Raw genomic sequence first — 26,997 nt, 5'->3', positions numbered from 1 at the left:
ATAGGCAATAGGAAATAGGCAGAATGGTTTTAGCCTAGTTCGTTTTCTTCACATAGTTTGATTTTATTGTGCCTACTTACTCAGTAGAGTTTGGCAACGAAGAAATCAAGGATACAGAGTATAGAGGGCTGCAAAAGTTTTAATAGTCTAAAACTTTTGTAAACACCCATAATTATTACTTCAGCTTCGCTAGTAACAATTACGCATTGTATAACTAAACTGTATATATCTTTTGTGGAATTTCCTTAAAGCTTGATACAAAAAGCGATCGCTTGTATGAAGCTGATAGCGAATTAGCGATCGCACTGACACTTAGTTTATTAAAAGGAGCGATCGCTTGCGTGAAGTTCATTGCAAAGAAGCGATCGCCCCGACAAAAGTGGCGAGAATCTCAATTTTTAATTAGCAGCGCAAGCTGTAGCGACGAGCGAGGATTTATGGGGCGACGCAGTGGGTACTTGAGCAACCAGAACCACGTTACCATTAGCATCCATTACCCATCCTTGGGCTTCCACAATTTGAGTAGGCACGTTGACAGAATTAAACTTTTGTGATTTGTCTTCTGTGTTTTGCTGCTTGCGAACAAGCACTTTTTTCTGGATACCCCCAGCACGATTCTGACTCTCTGGCTCCACTGTAATCCAATCTGCTAGCACCGCATCAGCTATCAATGGCTCAGTGGGATCGGGTGCTAATCCTCCACGCCCAGTCGCAATAAATGAACTCCTGGCAATTTTGTCACCAGGATTACAAGCAGCAACAACTTGCTGTGAAGCCTCAACCAGCTTTACAGGCAGTTGTACCAATCCTTTACTGGGGTCAGCATCTGGTGAGTTGACTTGTACAGTGCCATTTAATGAAGAGTTTTGCTGAGAAAATGCGGTAATGTCACTTGTTCGCAGGTTATTCGGGTTTATTTCTTTTGGGTCAAGTCTGTCTACGTCTGCACGAGTGCGCGGCACAAACCCAAAGATGTTCTTAGTGGTGATTGTGACCTTACCACCAGAGCCAGAGAAGGCATTGGCAGTGATATCGCTATTTTCTAAGGGAGCAGCGCCGAGGAAGCCATTAGGTGCTTTGATGGTGATATTACCACCATTTCCATCAAGCCCTGTCGTACCTGCGTTAGTGGTTATTTTACTTTCGCGGCGCATCAGTAATAAGTCTTGCACCTGTAGCGTAATATTCCCGCCTCGACCTGACTCGCTTTCAGATGTGAGTTTTCCTTTATTGTCCAGAAGTATGGAGCGAGCGGTTATATTTAAATCGCCTGCTTTCCCTAATTTATTTGGATCTGCGTCGTCATAGATTGCATTTTTTCGAGCTTGGCTGCTCACAGCTATTGCACCCCCATCTTTGATAATCAATCGCCCTGTAGTTAAGGTCAAGTTTCCACCATCTCCAGGCCCTTCAGTTCCAGAAAACAAGCCGCTGATTCTAGAACCATTTGGTGAGGTTCCAATTAGTTCTACGGAGTCAGAGGCATTCACTGTCAAATTTCCTGCTTTTCCTGTAGATGGTGTAAGTTGATTAAAAATAGACCTATATGTGCCCTCAGAGCTTGTTGATATTCTTGCCCCTCCTTGGATACGCAACTTTCCAGTATTAATTGTTATGTTGCCAGCGTCTTTATCGCCATAAGTTGCACTAAATAATCCACTGGATATTAAATCACTACCATCTTGCAACAGAGGAATCCGGGTGCCACCCATTAGTTCTACGGAATCTGAGGCGTTTATGGCCAATTGCCCCTGCAATTGTGCTCCATCTCTGACCACCAACTTTTTAGTAGTCACATTTATGTTTCCAGAGCTTCCGCTGGAGAAACTCTGAGTAAAAAGTTGCCCATCTTGTTCAACTACTACAGCCTCTGAGGCGTTCACTGTCAAATTCCCCCCTGATTGCTCTTCCAGGGGATGAACTAGAATTACATAACTACCAGCTATCCGCACAAGCCTGCCTTGCATCTGGATATTGCTACGACCGACTCCATGAGTATCTACAGTAGATGAAATTCGATTTGACTTGATTACTTCGATGTTCTGGAAATTTTGAACACCTTCATATCCAAATGCCCAACCTTGGTTGGTTGGATTTAAACTGACTAGACTATTAGCAGCGACGCTTCCTAACTCAACTCTTCCGTCCTTGGCTGTTATATTTCCCCCGTCTAGCGTTATATCACCGCCTATAAGTGCCAAGGTTTTGTCTTGCTGCACCTGTAAACCAACGCCTTGCCCAAAGATATTAATTTCGCCATCTGCTTCTGCTTGAGATTGATTGCGGATGGGAGCCGCAGTTGCTCCAAATTGTAAACCAACGGGAACACTTACTGTCAGCAGAGGTGTAGTTTGAGGAGATGTAGCACTAAATTTTGTACCATCAGCAAAGTTCAAGCTACTCGCCGTACTAGCCACAAATGAACCGCCGATATTTAAAGATGCATTGCGCCCAAAAACAATGCCGTTAGGATTAATTAGAAACAGGTTAGCTGTGCCGTTAGCCTTCAGAATGCCATCTATATTAGAAATAGAATTACCTGTCACCCGACTGATGATATTTTGAATATCTATTGCATTGTTAAAGTAGGCTGTCCTTCCGGCAGGGACAGAAAACTGTTCAAAGCTGTGGAACAAGTTTGTACCACGAACTGCCCCACCATCAATTTGGTCTGTAGGCTGACCATCGATTAGATTTGGTCTAATGATTGAACTTTCAGAGCCAAGCGTACCATCCTTTTGGATTTGGGCTAAGGCAAAACTCTCAAAGAAAGTGAGCACTCCAGCAATTGTTAAAGTACTCACTATCCCTAATTCCCAGCACCAGCTGCTTTGGTATCGAGACATCACTAACTTGCACCCAAAAAATAAGAGTATATTGAAATATTACTCTTTGCTAATTAGGTATGGTGATACTTGAGATTATCTCTGTAGCCTAAGTAGTAAATGCAAATTCCAGCATTTTTATACTTACTAGAATAAACTTTTTACAGTACGAAAACTAAATTATTTAGCAGTTACAGCCAAGAGGGCTGCCAGTTGAAGGGCAAGGGATACACCATGATTTTTGCATTAGCACAATTCTCTCTGTTGGGTCGCCTTGGTTTGCTACCAATAATTCATTAGGTTGCTGTTGCTCGACAGCATCAGCAGATTTGATTTTATTTAGGTCAAGATTGCACTGCCACTGAACTCTCAAAGCTCTATCTTCTAATACACCGTACTTCTCAAGCACTGTGTATAAGCCAGCGTTATTAACGCTTTCAAGCAGTTTCTGTTGAATCTCGTCTTGTAACTGTTGTAATGTTTCAGGGTTCATGACTCTTTCAATTTCCTACAGGATGTTTACAATTGTTGATTCAGATTGGCTAAAAAGAATTTCGCATCCTGTCACAAAACTTTATGTTTTGCCGCTAAATTTACTTTAAGCATTTAGGATTTACACACTGTACAAAATGACTTTCATGTGTATAACAAAATTTGGTCGCTTCAGGCTATTGTCCACTACCTTTAAATTACTAGCGTAGGCTACCAAAAACCGTAGACATCGCTGGCTAATACTGAAAAAATCAAACTTGAATGCCTGAAAATTTATACCCATATTTAGTTATTTATCTCAATGCGTAAGTCCTAGCATTGATGATTTATAAGACAATAGGCTTGGTTTTTAAGGCTTGCTCTAACTCCCTCCTTTTGGAGGATCGAGCTTTAACCCAACTCGCTAATTCTTAATCCCCGTGGTGGCAATACCCTGAATAAACTGACGCTGACCGATGAGAAATAGTACCATCACTGGAACTGTCGCTATTGTTACCGCTGCCATCATCAAGGGCCAATTATTCGTAAATTGCTCTTGAAACTCTGCCAATGCCAGCTGCACCGTTCTTAATTCTGGTCGTGTCGTAAATACCAGAGGCTTAAACAAATCATTCCATTCGCCGATGAAGGCGAACAAGAATAGCGTCACTAACGCCGGACGGGCTAAAGGTAACATCACCCGCCACAAAATTTGCAGTCGGTTTGCCCCATCTATAGCTGCGGCTTCCTCTAACTCCACGGGAATTGTCTGGAAATATTGACGTAATAAGAAAATGCCAAAGCCGTTGACAGCAGTTGGTAAAATTAGCGCCCCATAGGTATTTATCAGGTGTCCCGACTTCAAAACCAAAAAGATCGGAATCACTAATAACTGAAAAGGAATCACCAAAGTTGCTAAAACAACCAATAGCAGTGCTTGGCGTCCCCGAAACTTCAGCCGTGCTAGGGCGTAACCAGCCAAAGCGGAAGTGACAATCTGAAACGCCGTCACAGCGATCGCTACCAAGGTAGAATTAGCAAACGCCAGCAAAAATTTTCCCTGTTGCCACGCAACGCGGTAATTTGCTAAAGACCAGTTATTTTTGGACAAATTTTCTGGGCTGGCGGCCGGCGGTGCAAAGGAGGTGAGAAAGACCACAAACAGCGGTAGTAAAACGATAAATGCCCCTAGCAGTAATATTACTAGGCTGAAAAAATTGCCAGATTTCAGATTCCAGTGTGGTTTGGACATAACTTTAAACTGCAAAGCATTTATTTTTGTTAGTACTAGAGCATAGTCTTCAGCAACAGTTAATCTATAAAGATAGTCTACTTGTTAAGTTAAATTAAACCACAGTGATTGTTACCCTCAGTTCATAGGGTAAATTCAATCCTGGTGTCAAATAATTCAGGTTTACGGAGTAAAGATACTATGCAGCAGCTTGCAGACCAATTTAAAGAATTAGATTTCAAGAGCGAAACATACAAAGATGCTTATAGCCGGATTAATGCGATCGTCATTGAAGGCGAACAAGAAGCCCATGAGAATTACATCACACTAGCCAAACTCCTGCCAGAATCTCATGATGAATTGATTCGCCTCTCGAAGATGGAAAGTCGTCATAAGAAAGGATTTGAAGCTTGTGGACGCAATTTGGATGTTACTCCAGATTTGCAATTTGCCAAGGAGTTTTTCTCCGGACTACACCAAAATTTCCAAACAGCGGCCGCAGAAGGCAAGGTTGTTACTTGTCTGTTGATTCAGTCTTTGATTATCGAATGTTTTGCGATCGCAGCATATAACATTTATATTCCCGTCGCCGACGCTTTTGCTCGCAAAATCACCGAGGGAGTAGTAAAAGATGAATATAGCCACCTCAACTTTGGAGAAGTTTGGTTGAAAGAACACTTCACAGAATCCAAAGCTGAACTTGAACTTGCAAATCGCCAGAACCTACCCATCGTCTGGAAAATGCTTAACAAAGTAGAGGGTGATGCCCACACAATGGCAATGGAAAAAGATGCTTTAGTAGAAGACTTTATGATTCAATACGGTGAAGCATTAAGTAACATAGGTTTCACGACTCGCGATATTATGCGCTTGTCAGCCTATGGACTCATCGGCGTTTAAAAGAGTGCTGAGTAGAGACGCGATTAATCGCGTCTGTACAAGAGTGCTGAGTGCTGAGTAGTTCAAATTTATCAGAACTTCAGAACTCAGGACTTAGGACTCAAAACTGCTGAACCACTTAACATATTTCACGATATTTCACGCCCTCAAGACAGCATAAGCCTAATAATCACTACATGTTTGGTCTAATTGGACATCTGACAAGTTTAGAACACGCTCAAGCGGTAGCTCAAGAATTGGGATACCCAGAATATGCCGATCAAGGGCTAGATTTTTGGTGCAGCGCCCCACCGCAAATTGTCGATACCATTATTGTCACCAGTATCACTGGGCAAAAAATTGAAGGACGGTATGTAGAATCTTGCTTTTTGCCAGAGATGCTGGCTAGTAGGCGCATCAAAGCTGCAACGCGCAAAGTCCTCAACGCTATGGCTCATGCACAAAAGCATGGCATTAACATTACAGCTTTAGGCGGATTTTCCTCAATTATTTTTGAAAACTTTAAGTTAGACCAGTTTAGCCAAGTCCGCAACATTAAACTAGAGTTTGAACGCTTCACCACAGGAAACACACATACTGCCTACATTATTTGTAAGCAGGTGGAAGAAGCCTCAAAACAACTGGGAATCGATCTGTCAAAAGCGACTGTTGCTATATGTGGGGCAACTGGGGATATTGGTAGTGCAGTTACTCGCTGGCTAGATGCGAAAACAGATGTCAAAGAACTTTTGTTGATCGCCCGCGATCGAGAACGCCTTAAAGAACTGCAAGGCGAACTGGGGCGAGGGAAAATCATGGATTTGACAGAAGCACTGCCTGAAGCTGACATTGTAGTTTGGGTTGCCAGTATGCCCAAAGGCGTGGAAATTGACCCCACCACCTTGAAACAACCCTGCTTGCTGATTGATGGTGGCTATCCTAAAAACTTAGCGACGAAAATTCAGCATCCAGGCGTACACGTGTTAAATGGTGGAATTGTAGAGCATTCCCTGGATATTGACTGGAAAATTATGAAAATCGTCAATATGGACGTGCCAGCCCGCCAGTTGTTTGCTTGTTTTGCCGAATCAATGCTGTTGGAATTTGAGAAGTTATATACGAACTTTTCCTGGGGACGGAATCAGATTACCGTAGACAAAATGGAGCAGATTGGTAAGGTATCAGTGAAACATGGATTTAGACCGTTGCTGGTTTAGTCATTGGTCATTGGTCATTAGTCATTGGTCATTGGTCATTAGTCATTAGTCATTGGTCATTCGTTATTTGCAAAGGACAAAGGACAAAGGACAAAAGACAAAGGACAAAGGACAAAAGACAAAGGACAAAGGACAAAAGACAAAGGACAAAAGATAGATAACTTATAACTCGTAATTGATAACCCCTACGATGGCAACTACCGAGCGTAAACCGCTACTGTTAGATTTTGAAAAACCCTTAGCAGAACTGGCAACCCGAATCGATCAAATTCGGCAACTTGCAGAAGAAAATGGCGTCGATGTTTCTGGTCAAATTCGTCAACTAGAAGCACGCGCTATGCAACTGCGTGAGGAAATTTTCAGTAGTCTATCCCCATCTCAGCGATTGCAAGTCGCTCGTCATCCGCGTCGCCCCAGTACTCTCGATTACATTCAGGCTATTAGTGATGAATGGATGGAGTTGCATGGCGATCGCTGTGGTGGTGACGATCCGGCTTTAGTTGGTGGTGTCGGTCGTCTGAGTGGGCAACCTGTGGTGATGTTGGGTCATCAAAAAGGTCGGGATACCAAAGACAATATTGCCCGTAACTTTGGAATGCCTTACCCTGGCGGCTACCGCAAGGCGATGCGGTTGATGGAACACGCCAACAAGTTTAGTATGCCGATACTAACTTTTATCGACACGCCGGGAGCTTGGTCTGGGGTAGAAGCAGAACACCAAGGTCAAGGAGAAGCGATCGCCTACAACTTGCGGGAAATGTTTTGCTTAGATGTGCCAATTATCTGCACAGTCATCGGTGAGGGTGGTTCCGGTGGCGCACTCGGTATTGGCGTAGGCGATCGCCTACTGATGTTTGAACACTCCGTTTATACCGTAGCCACTCCCGAAGCCTGTGCCGCTATTTTGTGGAAAGATGCTGGTAAAGCTCCCCAAGCCGCCGTTGCTCTGAAAATTATTTCCCATGACCTGAAAAAGTTGGGAATTATCGACCAAATACTGCCTGAACCCACTGGTGGCGCTCATTCCGACCCATTAAAAGCCGCTACCACTCTCAAGCAAGTGCTGCTAGAAAATTTGGACGAACTCAATCGTTTAACCGCCCCAGAACGCCGCCAACTGCGCTATGAAAAATTCCGCAAAATTGGCGTTTTTACAGAAGTTGCCCACTGACAGCGCTGCATTAATGATTGATTAGTAGAGCAGAAATGCTATAATTGCCTATGTGCTTAAAGATTTTTAACAATCTAGCCATAGGCATTTGCATGTTAAGCAAATCTACTCAACTTGATTGAGTGGGTTTTGTATTATTAAGTAATTTAATTTGAGTGTAGGGCGTGGTTTTCCAGGCGATAATTTGTTCTATTCACTGGTAAAACCTACAATATGCCAGTTATTGCAGTGCATCATAGCAGTTGCAGTAAATCTATATGGTGTTGTACGAACAAAAATCAAACTGCCTGCGGGAGGCGGGTGGCTGTCTGTGGACGCTATGTAAGACCATCATCGGATTTAGTTCCGAACCATCCTTTGAGGATGTTCCTAACGTGGCGATAGCGGATGAAACGGGAAACTCCGAAGGCGAATAAAACCGTCCCTGAGTTCAATGAGTTTGGAGAGCAACAACCTCAACGAAGCAGGTTGGGGTACTTCACTCTATCCAAACCGAGAAGTGTGAATAATTGGGTGGTAATAGGCTTTGGGAACTGCCAAAAAATTGGGAGACAGCATGAGTGTTGAGCAAAAACGACGCGCCCTGATTACTGGGGCAAGTAGTGGAATTGGGAAAGCAACAGCTTTAGCCTTTGCGAAAGCGGGAATAGATGTCGCCTTAGTCAGCCGTTCTTGGGATAAGTTGGAGGCGGTAAGAGAAGCAGTCGAGCACACTGGGGTGGAAGCAAAAGCTTACGCTGTAGATTTAGCGAGGATCTCCGAAGTAAAAGAAAAGATCCAAGCGATCGCCCTTGACTTTGGTGACATCGACATTTTGGTAAACAATGCAGGCCTTGCCTATACAGCTACTTTGAGTGAAACCCCCCTAGACGACTGGCAGCAGGTAATTGACTTGAATCTTACCAGCGTGTTTCAGTGCATCTTGGGGATTTTACCCTCAATGCGCGATCGGGGCACAGGCACAATTATCAACGTCGCCTCAATTGCCGCCAAGCAACCCTTTCCTGGTTGGGGAGCATACAGCGTTAGCAAAGCTGGTTTGATTGCCCTCTCTCAAACCCTGGCACAAGAAGAACGCACCCACGGCATTCGTGTCACAGCTATCTGTCCCGGCGCAGTCAATACCGAACTTTGGGATACAGAAACAGTCCATGTCAACTTAGACCGTTCTAAAATGTTAACCCCGGAAATTGTGGCTCAGTCAATTCTTTACACTGTTCTTTTACCACAACAGGCAGTTATTGATGAATTGACCTTGATGCCCAGCGCTGGCGCACTCTAATTAGTCCTCGATCGTTTGTCCTTTGTCTTTTGCAAATGACCAATGACCAATGACTAATGACTAATGACTAAACCATAACCAAGACTGAATCATGACTATTGCTAGTTCCAACGGTTCCAATTGCTCTCAATCACCTCTGATTCCCGATTTGGCAGAAGCCATAACTCCTAGACCCGATCGCAACACCCACAACGGGCGACAAGCGGATGTGTTCCCGCCAAAAGAGGAACAGCTGGAGGAAATGAAGGATGCCGTGCGGACAATAATATTGGGAGTTGGCGAAGACCCCGAACGCGAAGGACTTCTCAAAACACCCAAGCGAGTGGCCGAGGCAATGCGATTTCTTACCAGTGGCTACAACCAATCCCTTGAAGAACTCGTTAACGATGCCATCTTTGATGAAGGGCATAGCGAGATGGTACTAGTTAGAGATATTAATTTCTTTAGTCTGTGCGAACATCATATGCTGCCATTTATGGGTAGAGCACACGTTGCTTATATCCCCAACCAAAAAGTTGTGGGACTGAGTAAGCTGGCCCGCATTGTTGAGATGTATTCTCGGCGCTTGCAAGTGCAGGAGAGATTAACCCGCCAAATTGCCGAAGCAATTCAGACTATTCTGGAACCTCAAGGTGTCGCCGTTGTCATGGAAGCTAGCCATATGTGTATGGTGATGCGGGGCGTTCAGAAACCAGGCTCTTGGACTGTCACTAGTGCAATGATTGGTGCGTTCCAAGATGAGCACAAAACCCGCGAAGAATTTTTTAACTTGATTCGCCATCAACCAGCATTTTTTTAAGTGAGTAGGGGCGCAAGGCCTTGCGCCCCTACACAAATGTATAAATAAATTGGGATAATTTATTTTTTGCAAGCCCCTAAGTGCTGAGTTAGGAGTTAATTCACAACTTCAACAATTCTAACTTCTAGATAACTCAATGTTTTTTAGGCTCTGAAATAGAAGTGTTACTTTATCTAAATCCTTATCTCCAGGTGCGCGTTCCACACCACTAGATAAATCAACGCCGCTGGGATTAACCTGACTTAAAGCTTCCCCAATATTATCTGCTGTTAGTCCTCCTGCTAAAAACCAAGGGCAATGGGGGTTAAATTGCTCTAGCATTGCCCAATCTAAAGTTTTGCCTGTACCACCCAATTGTTGCGGATGGTAGGCGTCAAGGAGCAAAGTATCCACATACTTGGTGTAATCAACCGCTGTATCAAGATGCTCAAGACTACGAACTCTCAGTGCTTTAATAATTTCGACATTGGGTAAGGCTTGACGTACTTGGGAGCAAAAATCTGGTGACTCATCTCCGTGTAACTGCACACCTGTTAACCCAGCATCAACAACTATCTGACTGATTTCAGAGATACTAGCGTTGGCAAAAACCCCAATTGTGTCAATATTGTCTGAGAGTTCTGCCACTGCTGCCCGAATTTGGGATGTTGTCACATAGCGAGATGAAGTTGGCACACAAATAAATCCTAGTGCCGTTGCGCCCAGAGAGGCGATCGCTATAGACTGCTGTGGTTGAGTGATGCCGCAAATTTTAACGCGCATGAAAATTTAAGAAATTTATAATCATCATCAAGAAAGTCTAAATTATCCGAAAAACTTTTGTGCCTTGGTAATTTTATAATTTTGTAGGTCTACATTTTAGGAGACAAAAGCTTGATTTCATCTATTTTACTAGCAGCCCAGGCAACTGTTCCCGCAACACCTGCGTGGAATCCTACAGTCGGCATCATTATTAGCATCAGTAGCTTAGTAATAGTTCTACTAAGTACTAGGATCGAAAAACCCCTAGTTGGCCCCAAGTTCCCCATCCTGCCGATTAGTATTCCAACATTCGTTGCAGCGATGGCTTTTGGTCATATTATCGGCGTTGGCATCGTTTTAGGGTTGACTAACATCGGTCGTCTGTAGTTTTGCGATCGCAGAGGCGTTGCTTGTAACGCCGCGATCGATACAAAACTCCTAAAAACGATTTTGGTTCTTTCTCCGGCAAGAGAACTCATAAGCATTAGCCAGTTCGCCTTCGTGTAGTTCCTCTAACTGAGGAGTGAGGTATTACCTTCCCCTTGAGAAAGGATTCAACTACTTCATCAGCGGAGGATTTACGTGGCTTTAGAGATGGGATTAATCCCCTCTCTAAGACTTATTCAGTTAATTCATGCAGGAGAAAGAACCATGATGTCATCAATGTTATTAGCAGCCCAAGCCACATTTTATTTTTCCATCTAACACACTCAGGAGGATGGGCAGGGGAGTAGGGAGTAGAGAGTAGAGAGCAGGGGGGGCAGAGGAGGCAGGGGGAGCAGGGGAGGCAAGGGGAGAGGACTATTGCCCAATGCCCAATTCCCCACTTCAGAATTTTGCCTACAGCCATTAATTGTCTATTCTAGAAATAAGAGCATTTCATAACTCGGCAATATCAAATTGATGCTCAGAAATATATGTATAAGTATATACGCAAATATTGCAGTATAGAAACTACTGGCGATATCTAGTTTTAGGACAATGTAATGCAAACAAATTGGAAAATTGGGTCTTTATTTGGAATTCCCCTGTTTTTAGACCCGTTATGGTTTGTTATTTTAGGGCTGGCAACTCTTAACTTTGGGGTAGCTTATCAAGAATGGGGGTCTGTTATAGCTTGGAGTGCTGGAATAGTTATGGCACTGCTTCTATTTGGTTCGGTGTTGCTACATGAATTGGGTCACAGCTTAGTAGCCCGATCGCAAGGCATTAGAGTTAATTCAATTACCCTATTTATGTTTGGCGGGATTGCTGCGATTGAAGAAGAATCCAAAACTCCTTTCAAAGCCTTTCAAGTAGCGATCGCTGGCCCAATGGTGAGTATCGGACTATTTTTCCTGCTCCGGTTGGGAGCTATTGCGATACCGGATACTAGTCCGCTGAGTGTCATGGTTGGAGATTTAGCGAGAATTAACCTGGTGGTTGCTCTATTTAACCTGATTCCTGGCTTACCTCTAGATGGAGGGCAAGTGTTAAAAGCAGCACTATGGCAAATAACAGGTAATCGTTTTCAAGCCGTACACTGGGCTGCAAGGGCTGGGCAAATTTTGGGTTACAGTGCGATCGCTTTAGGATTTGTTGTAGATTTCGTCACCAGAGAGTTAGTACTTGGTTTGTGGATTGCGCTGTTGGGTTGGTTTGCTGTCCGCAACGCTAACAGTTATGACAATATGACCACATTGCAAGAAAGCCTACTCAAGGTGGCGGCGGCCGATGCGATGACCCGTGACTTTCGCGTAATTGATGCTGACCAGACATTGCGCTCCTTTGCCGATTTATACCTCTTAGAAACCACTCCCTCACAGGTTTATTTTGCCGCTTCTGATGGACGTTACCGGGGTCTAGTTTCCATTGACGATTTTCGTTTAACCCAAAGGAGTGAATGGGAAACCCAAACCTTACACAGCATTGTGCATCCCTTGACCGAAATACCCACTGTTACGGAAGCAACAACGATAGCTGAGGTAATTAACAAGCTGGAAAATGAGCAGTTACCTCGAATTACTGTGCTGTCTCCGGCTGGTGCTGTCGCTGGTGTAATCGATCGCGGAGATATTGTACGGGCGTTGGCACAAAAGTTAAATTTGCGAATAACCGATGCTGAAATTAAACGGATCAAGGAAGAAGGAAGTTATTCGCCTGGGTTGCAACTAGCAGCACTAGCCAAGTCAATTACAAATTAAACGTCATACACTCGTCATAGTTTTGCAATAGATTTGTCAAAAGCTTGTGTGATATTTAATTTGGTATTTGGTTACAAAATGCTTTTTTTGGGTAAAAGGTAGGATTTCCTACCTTTTTTATTTTTTAGACTAATGTGAGTTCAATAAACCTCTCCCTGCCTTGAACTAAAGTTCAAGTATTTCCCCCTTTGACTGTGAGAGGGACGGTTTTACGTAGTAAAACCAGGGAGAGGTTACTTTGACATCGCCTCAGATGATTGGAAAATTATATTAAAACTTCCTGTTTAAAGTGAGTAAAATGTAAGTACGTGATATACTACGGCTCTCACTTACCCTGGTTTTATGGCACTGCCAATTGTTGCAATTATCGGACGCCCAAATGTGGGCAAATCCACCCTGGTTAATCGACTCGCCGGGGAACAAACGGCGATTGTCCATGATGAACCGGGAGTGACACGCGATCGCACTTATCTACCAGCTTTCTGGAATGGTCGCGAATTTTTAGTGGTAGACACTGGTGGTTTAGTTTTTAATGATGATACCGAATTTTTACCACTGATTCGCCAACAGGCAATGACAGCCCTTGCAGAAGCGTGTGGCGCTATTTTTGTCGTAGATGGTCAAACAGGCCCCACCTCGGCAGATTTAGAAATTGCCGAATGGATGCGCCAACAAACTGTACCTGTACTACTAGCTGTAAATAAATGTGAATCCCCAGAACAAGGCTTAATGCAAGCTGCCGAATTTTGGGAATTGGGATTGGGCGAACCTTACCCCATCTCCGCGATTCATGGAAGTGGCACAGGAGAGTTACTCGACGAGTTAGTTAACCACATACCTGCTATTGAAGACATCCCAGACACGAATGAAATCAAAGTAGCAATTGTGGGACGCCCGAATGTGGGCAAATCGAGCTTACTCAATTCTTTTGTTGGGGAAGAGAGGGCAATTGTCAGCCCAATTTCTGGCACCACCCGCGATGCTATTGATACCGTCATTGAACGAGAGGGACAAACCTACCGTTTGATTGACACCGCCGGCATTCGCAAAAAGAAACACATAGAATACGGCACAGAATTCTTTAGTATTAACCGTGCTTTCAAAGCGATTCGCCGCGCTGATGTGGTTTTATTAGTAATAGATGCCGTAGATGGAGTCACCGAGCAAGACCAAAAATTAGCTGGGCGGATTATCGAAGAAGGTCGAGCTTGCATCATCGTCGTTAATAAATGGGATGCTGTCGAAAAAGACTCTTACACAATCTACGACTACGAAAAAACTCTGCAATCACGGTTACATTTTACCGAATGGGCAGAAACAATTTTTGTGAGTGCCTTGTCAGGACAACGGGTAGAAAAGATTCTTGAATTGGTGAAAACTGCGGCTGAATCACACAAACGCCGTGTCAGCACATCAGTTATTAATGAAGTATTAACAGATGCTGTTAGCTGGCATTCGCCGCCAGCATCCCGTGGTGGGCGTCAGGGCAAAATTTATTATGGTACACAAGTAAGTAGCCAACCACCAACGATCGCACTATTTGTCAATGATTCCAAACGCTTCAACGACAACTACCGCCGCTATATTGAACGCCAATTCCGGCAACAGCTAGGATTTAAAGGCACGCCAATTATTTTACTGTGGCGGAGCAAAAAAGTCCGTGATGCCGAAAGCGGTAATGTTAATAGAGCAACTCGCGTCAAAATAAGTTAGGAGACGCGATGAATCGTGTCTGTACAAGAGAGATGCGATAAATCGTGTCTATACAAGAGAGATGCGATGAATCGTGTCTGTACAGGAGTTATGAGTTAAAGTCAAAATTGCTAACTATAAAACCCTATCGACTTGAGTTTGATAGCGGCACAAGGTGAAAGTTATGAGTTAAAGTCAAAACTCCTAACTATAGAGACTCGATTAATCGCGTTTCTACTTCTCACTCTTGTACAGCACGCGATTAATCGCGTCTTTACTCTTAACTCTTAACTCTAAAATGGATTTATTGCGATCGCTGCCACTTGGACTTTATTTAGAACAACCCCAAACTTGGCTGCATAAAATCGATCCGCGAGTCAAGTTCGCCTGGTTGATGAGCTTTTTAACAAGCTATGTTTTGGCTAACAACTTTTGGCGGGTGCTGCTGGTGGTAGTATTGATTCTTGCCACCTTGATTGCTAGGATTCCCCGCCGAGTATGGCAGCAGCAAATGGGCTGGCTGTTAATGCTATCGTTTTTTGTCTTAGCGATCGCAGCCATCAGCCCTGATGGAATGGGTGTAGATTATCAGCCCCGCTTGCCAGCTAATGAACAAATATTAACCCAGCCATTAAACTCTAATAATACTGTTCAAGAGCAGGTAGTTGAGAAAAAAAAATACAGCTACGTGCTATTTCAAAAAGGCCCTGTAAAAGTAACTCGCTATTCATTGGATTTAGCAGTACGCCTGAGTACACTTATATTTACAGTGATTTACAGCACGAACCTGTATCTGCTGACAACCGCACCAGAAGAAATCACATCTGGCATAGAAAGCCTAATGCAACCCCTGCGACGCTTCAAGTTGCCTGTCACAGAAATTGCTTTAACTTTAACCTTGTCCTTGCGCTTTATTCCCCTGGTTTTAGAAGAAGTGCAAAACTTATTTCGCTCCGTAATGACAAGGGCAATTAATTGGAAAAAGCTGGGATTGAAAGGAGCATTCAAACTTTGGATGACAGTCGCAGAGAGACTGTTAGAAAATCTGCTCTTACGAGCCGATCAAATGGCGAATGCAATGATGGTGCGGGGTTTTACTAGTCCCAACGAGCATCGAGTGCAGTGGCACGACTTACGATTAAAAGGGCGTGACTGGCTTGCTATTGCAACTTTAATCTTATTCTGGGGAATACGGCTAGCGATAGGAACTCAGGTCTAATTTTGCACCGAGAAAATGGTAATAGGTAATAAGTAATTGTATTTTGTCAGCGTTCAGTAGTCGTAGTTATTTGTACTCACTGCTAAAACTGTCAACTAATTATTGACAATATTTATAAACAGTATGACCAAGCCTTGGTATTGGCGATCGCTACCCTTAGAAAAGCGCACAGGTTCGGAAGTTTTTGCTGCTCTTTTTCGCCCCACCGTCGCACCGGGAATTGCTACCTTACTGGAAAGTCCCTACCCAACACCAATCGATCGTCCCCAACTCAGCCGATATTCTATCTGTGCAGGCGCTCCTCGCATACTCGATGGCATCCCCCAGATGTGGACACCAGAAGTAGGAAAAGTTTTTCCCTTCCTAGAAAAATTGTTACAGCAAGCTGTAGGGCGAGATCGGAAGGATGAGGTAGTATTTTCTTCCCCTGCTCCCCCTGCCTCCCCTACTCCCCCATCTCCCCATCTCCCCTTTACCGGCGGTTGGTTGGGTTGGCTAGGCTACGATGTGGCATGGGAAATTGAACAGCTACCCCGTTATAAAATTGATCCCCTACCATTTCCTATAGCTTTTTGGTATGAACCAGATTGTTTTGCCGTTTTGGATCACGCGCAACAAATTCTTTGGCTAGCCGCCAGTGATGCAAGTGAACTCGATGAATTACAGGTGAAGTTAGCAAATAAATATGAGCCAGAAGACACACCAAGTAATTTCCCCGCGTCCTCTTCGCCTCCTGTGTTTCTCACATCTCAGGCAGATTATGAAACGGCTGTAAACCAGGCGAAAAAATATATTCAAGCTGGAGACATCTTTCAGACAAATCTTTCGTTGCGATTTCAAGCCTCTACATCGGCTTCTGGCTGGGAAATTTACCAAGCCTTGCATAAAATCAATCCTTCTCCTTTTGCCAGCTATTGGCAGACGCCTTGGGGAGAAGCGATCAGTTGTTCGCCGGAACGATTGGTGCTGTTGCAAAATCGACAAGCCGAAACCAGACCGATCGCCGGGACGCGATCGCGCGGCGCTACACCAGAACAAGATATGCAACTGGCACAAGATTTACTCAGCAACACCAAAGAACGTGCAGAACACATCATGCTGGTGGATTTGGAACGCAATGATTTAGGGCGAGTTTGTGAATGGGGAACGGTTACTGTTGACGAATTGCTAACAATTGAGCGATATAGCCATGTGATGCATCTTGTCAGCAACATCAAAGGTACTTTAAAAGGCGAATACACCACCATTGATTTGATTCGTGCCACGTTCCCAGGTGGCACAATCACAGGTTGTCCCAAAGTCCGTTGCATGGAAATTATTGAAGAATTAGAACCCGTGCGGCGCAGCTTGTTTTACGGTTCCTGTGGCTATTTAGATTGGCGCGGTAATTTAGATTTAAATATCTTAATCCGCACCCTGCTACTAGCTCCTGCGTCTCAAGAAGGTAGAGGGGCAGGGGAAGCAGGGAGAGCAGGGGAAGAAAATACTACCTCATCTGCCGGCTCAAGACTTAACATCGTCTGGGGACAAGTTGGCGCGGGAATTGTCGCAGACAGCGATCCTGAGAGAGAATGGTATGAATCTCTGCACAAAGCTCAGGCACAACTGGCAGCGCTGAAAATGCTGAATCCCCAATAAGGGTATAGGGTACAAAAAATAGGGAATAGTTTTCTTTCCACTCCCAACTCCCCAATTCAAATTTTGCGCCATTCAGCGATAGTTGTGGCAGTATGGAAAGAAGTTGAAAAGTTCGCTGTTGCCGTTGGGAATTTCAAAGGGTGTTTTTCCTTGCCACGCTGAACTTTCGGCAAGAGGCTCAGAACTGTTTGTTTTGTGCTTTGTCTCTACACATTAGGAAATTGAAGTCACCACAGCAGATGGTGATGTTTATCGAACAGCCTCTACTCTCTAAATCTATGCTTCGCGGCTTCTGTTGTACCACTTCGCCTCACTACCACTAGCTTCATCTGCCCATTAGGAACTAGATCAAGGTCTTCGTAACCGCAGTTTTGCATTTTAAGCAAATATTCTGACGAATGTTGGTATTATCGTCTGAATGTTTGGAATTCACTGCGAAAAGATATACATACTCCCACCTTGACTACACCTTGACTCTTAAATGAATCCAGAAAACGCAGAAACTTACATAAACCATCCAACTTGGGGTTTACTCTACAAAATCTGTATGGTTGATGAGAACCAGGATTTGTTCACCACACTTTATGCCCAGCGCTTATTTTTTTTGGTCGCAAATGACGTTAAAGGTGTTAAATTCCAGTCTCTAGGTCGTACTGAGGCGAGAATGATGTTGGAAAATCGCTTACGTACCCTGCGGCGCAGTGGACAATCTCAGGAGTACGATCAGCTTCAGAGTGTTTTCCAACGCACCTTCCAATGAATAGTTCGATTTCCGAACGTATTGTTACAATGTGCTCCTCACTGCCAACTTCAGTCAAATTGATTGCTGTTAGCAAGCAAGTTTCTGTCCAGGCCATTCGGTCTGCCTATGCCGCAGGAATTCGTGATTTTGGGGAGAGTCGTATCCAAGAAGCCGCCAGCAAACAAGCCGAGTTACAAGACTTACCGGATATTACCTGGCACTTTATTGGACATTTGCAAAGCAATAAAGCCAAAAAAGCCATCGAACAATTCCATTGGATTCACTCCGTGGATAATTTGAAGCTGGCACAGCGCTTAGATCAATTGGCGCAACAGCTAGGAGTGAGTCCCCAGGTTTGCCTGCAAGTGAAAATTCTCCCCGATCCCACTAAATCTGGTTGGAGTGTGCCAGAATTGTTGGCTGATTTACCCACACTCAATCAATACAAAAATTTACAAATTCAAGGTTTGATGACAATTCCGCCTTCAGGATTAACCGATCCGGAAATTTTGAATGTATTTAATCTCAATCGCGATCTGGCAAAAGAAATCCAGGAGCAAAACTGGTCGCACATTAAAATGCAGCACTTATCTATGGGTATGTCAGGCGACTACGAACTGGCAGTGCAAGCAGGCGCAACGATGGTGCGATTAGGAACTATATTGTTTGGCGATCGCTCTTAGCCTATTAGTCATCAACCTTGCTCTTTAGTATTAATAGAGATCGGGATTTGATGACAATATTTTTTTAACAGACTGGTGCAATTGGAAACAAAGGATATAGTATTGACAAGAGCAATCGTCAAGGGAAAATGGGGTATAAAGAACTTTCCTTCGGACAAACCTTAGGATATAATCTTGACTCATTATTATGTTTAGGCGATGCATAGACCTTCCAAGAAGTGTCAGATCGTCGCCAAAACTCGTAGTATACGCTACAAATAGCAAGAGACTTGCTGAAGTATCCACCGATGTAGCGTAGTTCTGTGCCCTAGTCATCACTCCTAGCTCAATCAATCCTAAGCCAAGTCAAAATCGGCTATTCGCATCAGGAGAGTACACACACAATGAACAATATATTTTCCAAACTCAGAGACTTTGTGGGTCTAAATGAGCAAGTGGAATACGAATATTACGAAGAAGAGCCAGATAGAGATAATAATTACCAAAATCTCTATCAGCAAGAAAATCCCCAACCAGCAGCAGCAGCGCAAGAGAGCACTGCGGCTCAAAACCGACGCTGGCGGGAACCAGTGCCTACAATGGGAGATGATATAGCAGTAGGTTCAAAGCCAATGGGGAATGTGATTGGTATGCCAGGAGCAATTAACGGAATTTCAGAAGTTTTAGTACTCGAACCACGCACCTTTGAAGAAATGCCCCAGGCAATTCAAGCGTTGCGAGAACGCAAGTCAGTGGTATTAAATCTGACAATCATGGACCCAGATCAAGCTCAACGAGCAGTAGATTTTGTCGCAGGTGGTACTTACGCACTAGATGGACATCAAGAGCGCATTGGTGAGAGCATCTTTTTGTTTACGCCAAGCTGTGTCCAAGTTAGCACCCAAGGTGGCGTTCTTCATGAAGTACCACAACCCCCAGCACGTCCCTCTCGTCCTACAGGTTCTGCAAATCAAACCTGGGGTAACGAAACTAACCGGATGGCACAACAATAAAGTTAAATTAGTTGTTAGTCATTTGTCTTTTGTCATTTGTCCTGGGTTTTGATAAGAGTGACAAATGACTAATGACAAATGATGAATGGCTAATGACTAACGATCAATGACTATAAAATTTGGCTTAATTGGTGGTGGGGTAATGGGAGAAGCACTCTTATCCCGCCTTATCATGCGTGGAATTTATCAATCATCAGAAGTCATAGTTAGCGAACCGCTATCTTCACGCTTAGATTCTTTAAAACAGCAATACGATGTTGCTGTGACGACAGATAATAGCGAGGTTTTCACTCAAGCAAAAGAAGTTGTCTTTTTGGCAGTGAAACCGCAGGTGTTTAGCGCGATCGCTCAAGAATTAGCAAATATTGATATTCTTAATACAGAACACTCACCGCTGATCGTTTCCATCTTGGCAGGTGTACCTTTAAGCCAGCTAGAAGCTGCATTTGTGCAATTGCCAGTTATCAGAGCAATGCCCAACACCCCAGCAACCGTGGGAGCGGGAATTACCGCGATTTGTTCGGGTGCATACACCAGCCTCAAGCACCGCCAAATAGCACAGCAAGTTTTTTCTGCTGTGGGAGAAGTAGTGGAAGTGCCAGAAGGGCTGATGGATGCAGTCACAGGGCTATCTGGTAGCGGACCGGCTTACGTGGCGCTGTTGGTAGAAGCACTTGCTGATGGCGGAGTAGCCGCAGGTTTACCCAGAATAATTGCCAATCAACTAGCCTTGCAAACCGTATTGGGAACAGCGAAACTGTTGCAAGAAACCAAAATGCACCCAGCAGAACTCAAAGATCGCGTTACCAGCCCCGGTGGTACAACCATTGCGGGGATTGCCAAGCTAGAACAGGCAGGATTTCGTTCAGCTTTGATTGAAGCAGTAAAAGCTGCCACAGAGCGATCGCAAGAACTGGGAAAATAATAAAGAGTCATTAGTCATTTGTCATTGGTCATTTGTGAAAAACTAATGACAAATGACAAATGACAAATGACTATTAACGAAGTTGACAAAAGACTCGTTAGTATAGTAAACAATCTGGTTGCAAATGTGATTGAGTGAATTATCCTGCACCGTCTCCAGAACTTGACTTAGGGTCTATATTTCCCTTTGAGCTGGATCAGTTTCAAAAAGAAGCGATCGCGTCCCTAAACGCGGGACGCTCCGTAGTCGTATGTGCCCCCACAGGTTCGGGCAAAACATTAGTAGGAGAATACGCTATTTATCGCGCCCTAGCGCGAGGAAAACGTGTATTTTACACTACTCCTTTAAAGGCGCTGTCGAATCAAAAATTACGTGACTTTCGAGAAAAATTCGGGTTCGATCGAGTCGGACTGTTAACTGGAGATGCTTCCATTAACAGGGATGCACCGATTTTGGTGATGACCACAGAAATTTTCCGAAATATGCTCTATGGCACACCCATTGGGCAAGTTGGCATCTCATTGGTAGACGTTGAAGCGGTGATACTTGATGAGTGCCACTACATGAACGATCGCCAGCGCGGTACAGTTTGGGAAGAATCAATCATCTATTGTCCCCGTGAAGTGCAATTGGCAGCCCTTTCAGCAACGGTTGCCAACAGCGATCAACTCACCGATTGGCTAAATCGCGTTCACGGCCCAACTGACCTAATTTACTCTGATTTCCGCCCAGTCCCCTTGGAATTTCACTTTTGCAATCCCAAAGGGTTGTTTCCCCTGCTGAATGATAGCAAAACCAAAATCAACCCCCGCCTTCAGAAAAAGAAGGGAAAAGGGGGAGAAAGAGACAGGGGGAGAAGTGGTAGACCTGAAGCTCCGGGTATAATTTTTACCTTGAGCCAGTTAGAGCAACGGGATATGCTGCCAGCGATTTACTTTATTTTCAGCCGCCGGGGATGTGATAAAGCAGTGGCAGAAGTGGGAGATTTATGGCTGGTAAATAGTGAAGAGTCTCAAATTTTACGGGAACAGATTGATGACTTTTTAGCCCGCAATCCCGAAGCAGGGCGTTCTGGACAAATTGCACCTCTGTACCGAGGAATTGCCGCCCACCACGCTGGGATTTTACCTGCTTGGAAAGCATTGGTAGAAGAACTATTTCAGCAAGGGCTGATTAAAGTAGTATTCGCCACTGAGACACTGGCAGCGGGAATTAATATGCCCGCCCGGACAACGGTAATTTCCACCCTTTCCAAGCGTACCGACACTGGGCACCGCCTGTTGAACGCTTCCGAATTCTTGCAAATGGCGGGACGGGCAGGCCGGCGGGGGATGGATAAACAAGGTTATGTAGTGACAGTCCAAACTCCCTTTGAAGGAGCCAAAGAAGCGGCGTATTTGGGAACATCCAAGCCAGACCCCCTTGTAAGCCAGTTTACGCCCAGTTATGGCATGGTACTCAACTTGCTGCAAACGCACACCCTAGAGCAAACCAGGGAACTGATAGAACGCAGCTTTGGGCAGTACATGGCCACCTTGCATTTAAGACCAGAATACGATGAGATTGCCGAACTACAAACCCAATTAGCTCAACTTCACGAGCAAATTGCCGCAGTTGATGAAAATGAACTGGCTGTTTATGAGAAATTGCGGCAACGCTTAAAAGTGGAACGCCAGATATTGAAAACCCTGCAAGAGCAAGCGCAGGAAGACAGACAAGAAGAATTGGGGATGATGTTGGGCTTTGCAGTGTCAGGAACTCTGTTGAGTCTCAAAGGCAAAAACATCACAGTGTCTTCACCCGTAACCGCAGTTTTAGTGGGGAAATCGCCGGGTTCTGGTCAAGCTCCTTACTTGGTATGCTTGGGGCACGATAACCGCTGGTATGTGGCAACGACAGGGGATGTAGTCGATTTGTATGCCGAACTGCCGCGAATTGAGGTGCCACCAGATATACTGCCACCGCCAGAGATGCCTTTGAAGCCAGGACAATCGCGCCGTGGCAATGAAGAAAGCTTTGCGATCGCTGTGCGTATTCCCAATCCGGTAGAATCTTTGCATCTGGCACCAGAAGTAGCAGAACAACTCAGTCGCACTACCGCCGTCCAAGAGCAATTAGAAGCTCATCCCCTACATCAATCAGGCAATGCTGCCACGCTTTTTAAGCGCCGCGCCCGCTATGTCGAACTAGAAGCCGAACTCGAACAGTTACAAGGACAAGTAGAGCAACAGTCACAACGTCATTGGGAAGAGTTTCTCAATTTAATCTTAATTCTGCAACACTTTGGCGCTTTGGATAACTTAGTCCCCACAGTATTAGGGCGAATTGCTGCCGCCATTCGAGGCGAGAATGAATTGTGGCTGGGTTTAGTATTTGCTAGTGGTGAATTGGGTAACTTAGATCCGCAGCATTTAGCAGCAGCAGTAGCAGCTTTGGTGATGGAAACGCCCCGTCCAGATAGCAAGGTTTACTTTAAGCTTAGTAATGAAGTGACAGAAGCCTTGAAAAAATTGCAGGGAATTCGCCGCCAAATGTTCCAAGTACAACGGCGGTATAACGTAGCTTTGCCTATATGGTTGGAACAGGGAACAGAGAAAAAGGAACAGGAACCAGAGAACAAGTTAATTGCGATCGTGGAACAATGGGCGCTAGGAATGGAGTGGATAGAACTCTGCGAAAACACCACCTTAGATGAAGGCGATGTGGTGAGAATTTTACGCCGGACGTTGGATTTATTATCGCAAATACCCCACGTTCCCCATTTGCCAGATTCTTTTCAACGCAATGCCCATCGGGCGATGCAGTTGATTGATAGATTCCCTGTGAATGAAGTGGTTGAATAAACAGGACGCTCTTACCCAAAGAGAGTCTTTGATAATTTCTCGCCGTCTTCTTCTTTCACCACTGATATCTACCCATACTCATAATAAAAGAACCCCACTGGGCTTTAGCTGGGTGGGGTTCCGGGTATGTATCTTTAATTGCCCGGACATCGTGTTAGGCAAACAATAGCCTAAACCCTGATTTTCAGGTATGGGCTAGTTCATGAATTGCCCTTACATGCCGCAACAATGAATTTAGATTTGACCAAATAATAGTAGTGGTACGTAGTTAAAAATGCTTTTTTGGTTTCGTATATCTTCTATACGTGATTAATCACGCGTATCTAACAGAAGTTATAGTCGCTACAAGCGCTATTCAATCTTAGTACACCAAGTTTCCAGTACCGCGCAACTGACGCAAAGAATTTACACATAATGGACAGTCGCAGCCAAATACTCTAATTGCAGCATCGCTTTCCTCATCAGTAAAATTCAACATGGCAACATTCCGATCGGATACTGATGTGACAATGGTTGAAGAACGTGTAGAGGTATACGGTTTCGTCCTCTCTGAATCTCGAATGCACACAAAATCTTTTCCACCATGTGGGTTAGTGATACAGGTACGACCGTCTTGTGTGTGCAGTAATCGCTGTGTAATACTACCACTAGCATGAGCAGGATGAAATGCTACCAGCGTAGACATCATCGACACAAAGATTGAGGAAGTGGAAAGCAAATTCAGAAGAATTTTTTTGTTCATAAATTTCCTTGAGAAAATTGTCTACTAGCTTAGGGTATTCGATTCAATTTCAAACTTCAAGTGGATTTTCCCTAAGAATAGCTAGCTTGACACTTGTTACCCAAGAAAGTTCCATATCTACCCAGTTCGATGGCAAATTAGTTGCTACAGCAGAATTGAGCAATCAAACAGGCTTGATGTCTGGTTTTTAGCCCGAAGTTGTGTATTTCACAAAATTTAAATCCGTCGTATATTTCTAACCATAGTGATTGTTTGCTTGATGTAAGTATAAGACCTTAATTAAATTAAAGCTCGTAGTGAGTTAGCGCGGTCTTCTCCCTTCGCATAACGTCTCGTAGAGAAGGGGAGACGCCCGTTGTAGGATGTAAGCCTACGACACGCTATTCGCGTTCGAGCGTCACCTTTTACCCTTACATGCAGCGTCTCCTTCAGGATAAGGGTTAGTGGCTCTAGCCCTTTAAAATCTTATTCAGAGCGATAAATCGCTTACTACAAACAAAAGTTATATCTTAGATCGTTCCATAGAATTGATAACAGCTATAGCTATTTTTACAAGATTATAAATTTTACTTTTAACTAAAAAAGAGGATAAATATTTAACAACAAAATTGATATAGATTCTCATTCTTAAATTATTAACTTGTAAAAATTTATTTTTTTTATTACATTGGTAAAAAGGCTAATGTATCGAGTAATTTTATAGCCTACACAGAAAAAATGAAGCAAAAAGTACATTCAGAATCTTCAGGTTGTTCCAATTGCGAACACGACCGACACGAGAATCATAACCATGTTCACAATCGCGATCGTGATGAGAATCATAACCATGACCATGACCACAATCACGACCACGGTGGAGAATTTAATCTGAAAAATGAACTATTGCCTTTGGTTGCGATTTTAAGTTTATATGGGCCTGGTGTAATTTTTGAAAATCAATTACACAATACGCTTTATTCAATAGGTGAATATCTGCTTTTTATCCCTGCCTATTTATTAAGTGGATGGAGTGTTTTAAAAACTGCTGGGCGTAATATACTCAAAGGTAGAATATTTGATGAAACCTTTTTGATGACAGTAGCGACACTAGGGGCGATCGCAATTCATAAATTACCCGAAGCTGTCGGAGTCATGTTATTTTATAAAATTGGAGAATTGTTCCAAGATATTGCCGTTAGCCGTTCTCGTAATTCCATCAAAGCATTATTGGAAGTCCGTCCAGACTATGCCAACATCCAAATAGAAGGAGAACTCAAAAAAGTATCGCCAGAAACAGTGAATATTGGGGATATTATCATTGTTAAACCCGGAGAAAAAATTCCTTTAGATGGCGAAATTATAGATGGGAGTTCGCAAGTTGATACATCTGCATTAACTGGAGAATCTGTACCGCGAACAGTAAAAATTGGAGAAACAGTTCTGGCTGGAACGATCAATAAAATAGGTGTTCTCAGCATTAGAGTAACAAAACTTTTTGATGAATCTTCCATTGCCAAGATTTTAGACTTGGTGCAAAATGCTAAAAGTAAAAAAGCAGAAACAGAAAAATTTATTACTAAATTTGCCAGATATTATACGCCAATCGTGGTTTTTACATCTCTAGCAGTTGCAATATTACCTCCTTTATTCATTTCTGGTGCAACTTCTTCCGAATGGATTTATCGCGCCCTAATTTTACTAGTTATCTCGTGTCCGTGTGGACTCGTTATCAGTATTCCCTTAGGTTACTTTGGAGGTGTGGGAGGTGCAGCTAAACGTGGCATTTTGGTTAAAGGCTCTACTTTTTTAGATACTTTAAACGCAGTCAATACAGTTGTTTTTGATAAAACTGGGACATTAACTAAAGGAGTATTCAAAGTAGCAAAAATAGTACCGGAGAATGGCTTTAACGAACAAGAATTATTGCAACTAGCTGCCAAAGTAGAATCGCACTCAAATCATCCCATCGCTCAATCTATCCGTAAGGCTTATGATGGAAAAATAGATGAATTTGAGGTGAGAGATTATGAAGAGATCGCAGGTTATGGAATTAGAGCCAAGATTGGAAATAGGATAGTCATAGCAGGAAGCGATCGCCTACTCCACAGAGAGAAGATTGCTCATAATAATTGCCAGTTAGAGGGAACAGTTATTCATCTAGCAGTGGATGATATTTACGCTGGATATATTGTGATTGCTGATGAACTGAAAGAAGATGCGAGACTTGCTATTCAAGCACTCAAGCGAATGGGTGTAGAGAGAACAGTAATGTTGACAGGAGATAATCAAGCGATCGCTTCCCACATTGCTGAACAGCTAGGCATAGATACTTATGAAGCAGAATTATTACCCGAAGAAAAAGTTAATGCCATTGAGAAGTTACTCAGCACCGCTGGCAAGCATGGTAAAGTTGCCTTTGTTGGGGATGGAATTAATGATGCGCCAGTGATTGCTAGAGCAGATGTTGGCATAGCAATGGGTGGATTAGGCTCAGATGCAGCGATCGAAACTGCCGATATTGTCATCATGACAGATGCACCATCGAAAGTGGCAGAAGCAATCCAAATCGCCAGAAAAACTCGTAAAATTGTTTGGCAAAATATTGGATTTGCTTTAGCAATTAAAGGTTTATTTATTGGATTGGGTATTTTTGGGATAGCGACAATGTGGGAAGCTGTGTTTGCTGATGTCGGAGTAGCAATGCTGGCAATTTTAAACGCAACTAGAGCGATGAAATAAAGTT

General features: G+C 43.7%; 22 protein-coding genes. 16 read left to right on the top strand and 6 right to left on the bottom strand.

Translation table 11 applies throughout. From position 1 onward, the window contains the following. Positions 1–214: 214 nt before the first annotated feature. The 4 genes from V7L01_RS14195 to V7L01_RS14180 all read right to left on the bottom strand — a co-directional run bounded on the left by V7L01_RS14195 (position 215) and on the right by V7L01_RS14180 (position 4,548). Positions 215–352 (bottom strand): hypothetical protein, encoded by a 138-nt coding sequence (locus tag V7L01_RS14195; RefSeq protein WP_335035725.1) that lies wholly within the window; start codon positions 350–352, stop codon positions 215–217. A gap of 46 nt (positions 353–398) precedes the next feature. Next, a complete protein-coding gene (locus V7L01_RS14190; protein ID WP_442936965.1) occupies positions 399–2,846 on the bottom strand; it encodes a filamentous hemagglutinin N-terminal domain-containing protein in 2,448 nt (815 codons plus the stop codon). A 163-nt stretch (positions 2,847–3,009) separates the two neighbouring features. Then, complete coding sequence (locus V7L01_RS14185) at positions 3,010–3,318, bottom strand: hypothetical protein (RefSeq protein WP_335035721.1); 309 nt, start codon at positions 3,316–3,318, stop codon at positions 3,010–3,012. Between the two features lie 402 nt (positions 3,319–3,720). Continuing rightward, positions 3,721–4,548 carry a carbohydrate ABC transporter permease gene (locus tag V7L01_RS14180; RefSeq protein WP_335035719.1) on the bottom strand — a complete coding sequence of 276 codons (828 nt, stop codon included), beginning with the start codon at positions 4,546–4,548 and terminating at the stop codon, positions 3,721–3,723. Between the two features lie 180 nt (positions 4,549–4,728). Between V7L01_RS14180 and V7L01_RS14175 the strand changes: the two genes are divergently transcribed. The 5 genes from V7L01_RS14175 (at position 4,729) to folE (ending at position 9,875) form a co-directional block, all read left to right on the top strand. Continuing rightward, positions 4,729–5,427, top strand: a complete 699-nt coding sequence (locus tag V7L01_RS14175; RefSeq protein WP_335035717.1) for an aldehyde oxygenase (deformylating) — start codon at positions 4,729–4,731, stop codon at positions 5,425–5,427. A 176-nt stretch (positions 5,428–5,603) separates the two neighbouring features. Beyond that, positions 5,604–6,623: a long-chain acyl-[acyl-carrier-protein] reductase gene (locus V7L01_RS14170; RefSeq protein ID WP_335035715.1), complete on the top strand. Its 1,020-nt coding sequence runs from the start codon at positions 5,604–5,606 to the stop codon at positions 6,621–6,623. A 190-nt stretch (positions 6,624–6,813) separates the two neighbouring features. Then, positions 6,814–7,794: an acetyl-CoA carboxylase carboxyltransferase subunit alpha gene (locus tag V7L01_RS14165; RefSeq protein ID WP_190895596.1), complete on the top strand. Its 981-nt coding sequence runs from the start codon at positions 6,814–6,816 to the stop codon at positions 7,792–7,794. 556 nt (positions 7,795–8,350) lie between these two features. After that, positions 8,351–9,076, top strand: coding sequence for an SDR family oxidoreductase (locus V7L01_RS14160; protein WP_335035711.1), 726 nt, complete (start codon positions 8,351–8,353; stop codon positions 9,074–9,076). Positions 9,077–9,167: 91 nt separating this feature from the next. After that, the gene (gene folE, locus V7L01_RS14155) at positions 9,168–9,875 is read left to right on the top strand and encodes a GTP cyclohydrolase I FolE (RefSeq protein ID WP_335035709.1); all 708 of its coding nucleotides are present in this window, start codon (positions 9,168–9,170) and stop codon (positions 9,873–9,875) included. A 117-nt stretch (positions 9,876–9,992) separates the two neighbouring features. Here the strand turns inward: folE and V7L01_RS14150 are convergent, their stop codons facing one another. Further along, a complete protein-coding gene (locus V7L01_RS14150) occupies positions 9,993–10,637 on the bottom strand; it encodes a phosphoribosylanthranilate isomerase (RefSeq protein WP_335035707.1) in 645 nt (214 codons plus the stop codon). Between the two features lie 111 nt (positions 10,638–10,748). Here V7L01_RS14150 and psaK point away from each other — a divergent pair, with 111 nt between their 5' ends. From psaK to V7L01_RS14100, 10 genes are all read left to right on the top strand, one after another. After that, positions 10,749–11,003, top strand: coding sequence for a photosystem I reaction center subunit PsaK (gene psaK, locus V7L01_RS14145; protein ID WP_322676531.1), 255 nt, complete (start codon positions 10,749–10,751; stop codon positions 11,001–11,003). Positions 11,004–11,602: 599 nt separating this feature from the next. After that, the gene (locus tag V7L01_RS14140) at positions 11,603–12,799 is read left to right on the top strand and encodes a site-2 protease family protein (RefSeq protein WP_335035704.1); all 1,197 of its coding nucleotides are present in this window, start codon (positions 11,603–11,605) and stop codon (positions 12,797–12,799) included. 342 nt (positions 12,800–13,141) lie between these two features. Then, positions 13,142–14,512, top strand: a complete 1,371-nt coding sequence (der, locus tag V7L01_RS14135) for a ribosome biogenesis GTPase Der (RefSeq protein ID WP_229469472.1) — start codon at positions 13,142–13,144, stop codon at positions 14,510–14,512. 277 nt (positions 14,513–14,789) lie between these two features. Then, complete coding sequence (locus V7L01_RS14130) at positions 14,790–15,710, top strand: energy-coupling factor transporter transmembrane component T family protein (protein WP_335035700.1); 921 nt, start codon at positions 14,790–14,792, stop codon at positions 15,708–15,710. A gap of 123 nt (positions 15,711–15,833) precedes the next feature. Next, a complete protein-coding gene (locus V7L01_RS14125) occupies positions 15,834–17,348 on the top strand; it encodes an anthranilate synthase component I (protein WP_335035698.1) in 1,515 nt (504 codons plus the stop codon). A gap of 481 nt (positions 17,349–17,829) precedes the next feature. Next, positions 17,830–18,108: a transcriptional coactivator PipX gene (gene pipX / locus V7L01_RS14120; protein ID WP_109010971.1), complete on the top strand. Its 279-nt coding sequence runs from the start codon at positions 17,830–17,832 to the stop codon at positions 18,106–18,108. Then, on the top strand, positions 18,105–18,773 hold the full coding sequence (locus tag V7L01_RS14115; protein WP_335035696.1) for a YggS family pyridoxal phosphate-dependent enzyme: 669 nt from the start codon (positions 18,105–18,107) through the stop codon (positions 18,771–18,773). The genes pipX and V7L01_RS14115 overlap by 4 nt, the downstream gene beginning before the upstream one ends. 383 nt (positions 18,774–19,156) lie before the next feature. Next, positions 19,157–19,765, top strand: coding sequence for a cell division protein SepF (locus V7L01_RS14110; RefSeq protein ID WP_335035695.1), 609 nt, complete (start codon positions 19,157–19,159; stop codon positions 19,763–19,765). A 106-nt stretch (positions 19,766–19,871) separates the two neighbouring features. Then, positions 19,872–20,690, top strand: coding sequence for a pyrroline-5-carboxylate reductase (gene proC / locus V7L01_RS14105; RefSeq protein WP_335035693.1), 819 nt, complete (start codon positions 19,872–19,874; stop codon positions 20,688–20,690). 134 nt (positions 20,691–20,824) lie between these two features. After that, positions 20,825–23,533, top strand: coding sequence for a DEAD/DEAH box helicase (locus V7L01_RS14100; protein WP_335035691.1), 2,709 nt, complete (start codon positions 20,825–20,827; stop codon positions 23,531–23,533). A 361-nt stretch (positions 23,534–23,894) separates the two neighbouring features. Here V7L01_RS14100 and V7L01_RS14095 read toward each other — a convergent pair whose 3' ends face one another. Further along, positions 23,895–24,275 carry a hypothetical protein gene (locus V7L01_RS14095; protein ID WP_335035689.1) on the bottom strand — a complete coding sequence of 127 codons (381 nt, stop codon included), beginning with the start codon at positions 24,273–24,275 and terminating at the stop codon, positions 23,895–23,897. Positions 24,276–24,992: 717 nt separating this feature from the next. Between V7L01_RS14095 and V7L01_RS14090 the strand changes: the two genes are divergently transcribed. After that, positions 24,993–26,993 carry a heavy metal translocating P-type ATPase gene (locus V7L01_RS14090; RefSeq protein ID WP_335035688.1) on the top strand — a complete coding sequence of 667 codons (2,001 nt, stop codon included), beginning with the start codon at positions 24,993–24,995 and terminating at the stop codon, positions 26,991–26,993. Positions 26,994–26,997: the final 4 nt, after the last annotated feature.

The organism is Nostoc sp. (assembly GCF_036917095.1).
Lineage (GTDB): Bacteria > Cyanobacteriota > Cyanobacteriia > Cyanobacteriales > Nostocaceae > Nostoc.
Note: the sequence above shows the minus strand (reverse complement) of the source record. Positions and strands in the feature narration are given on the sequence as shown.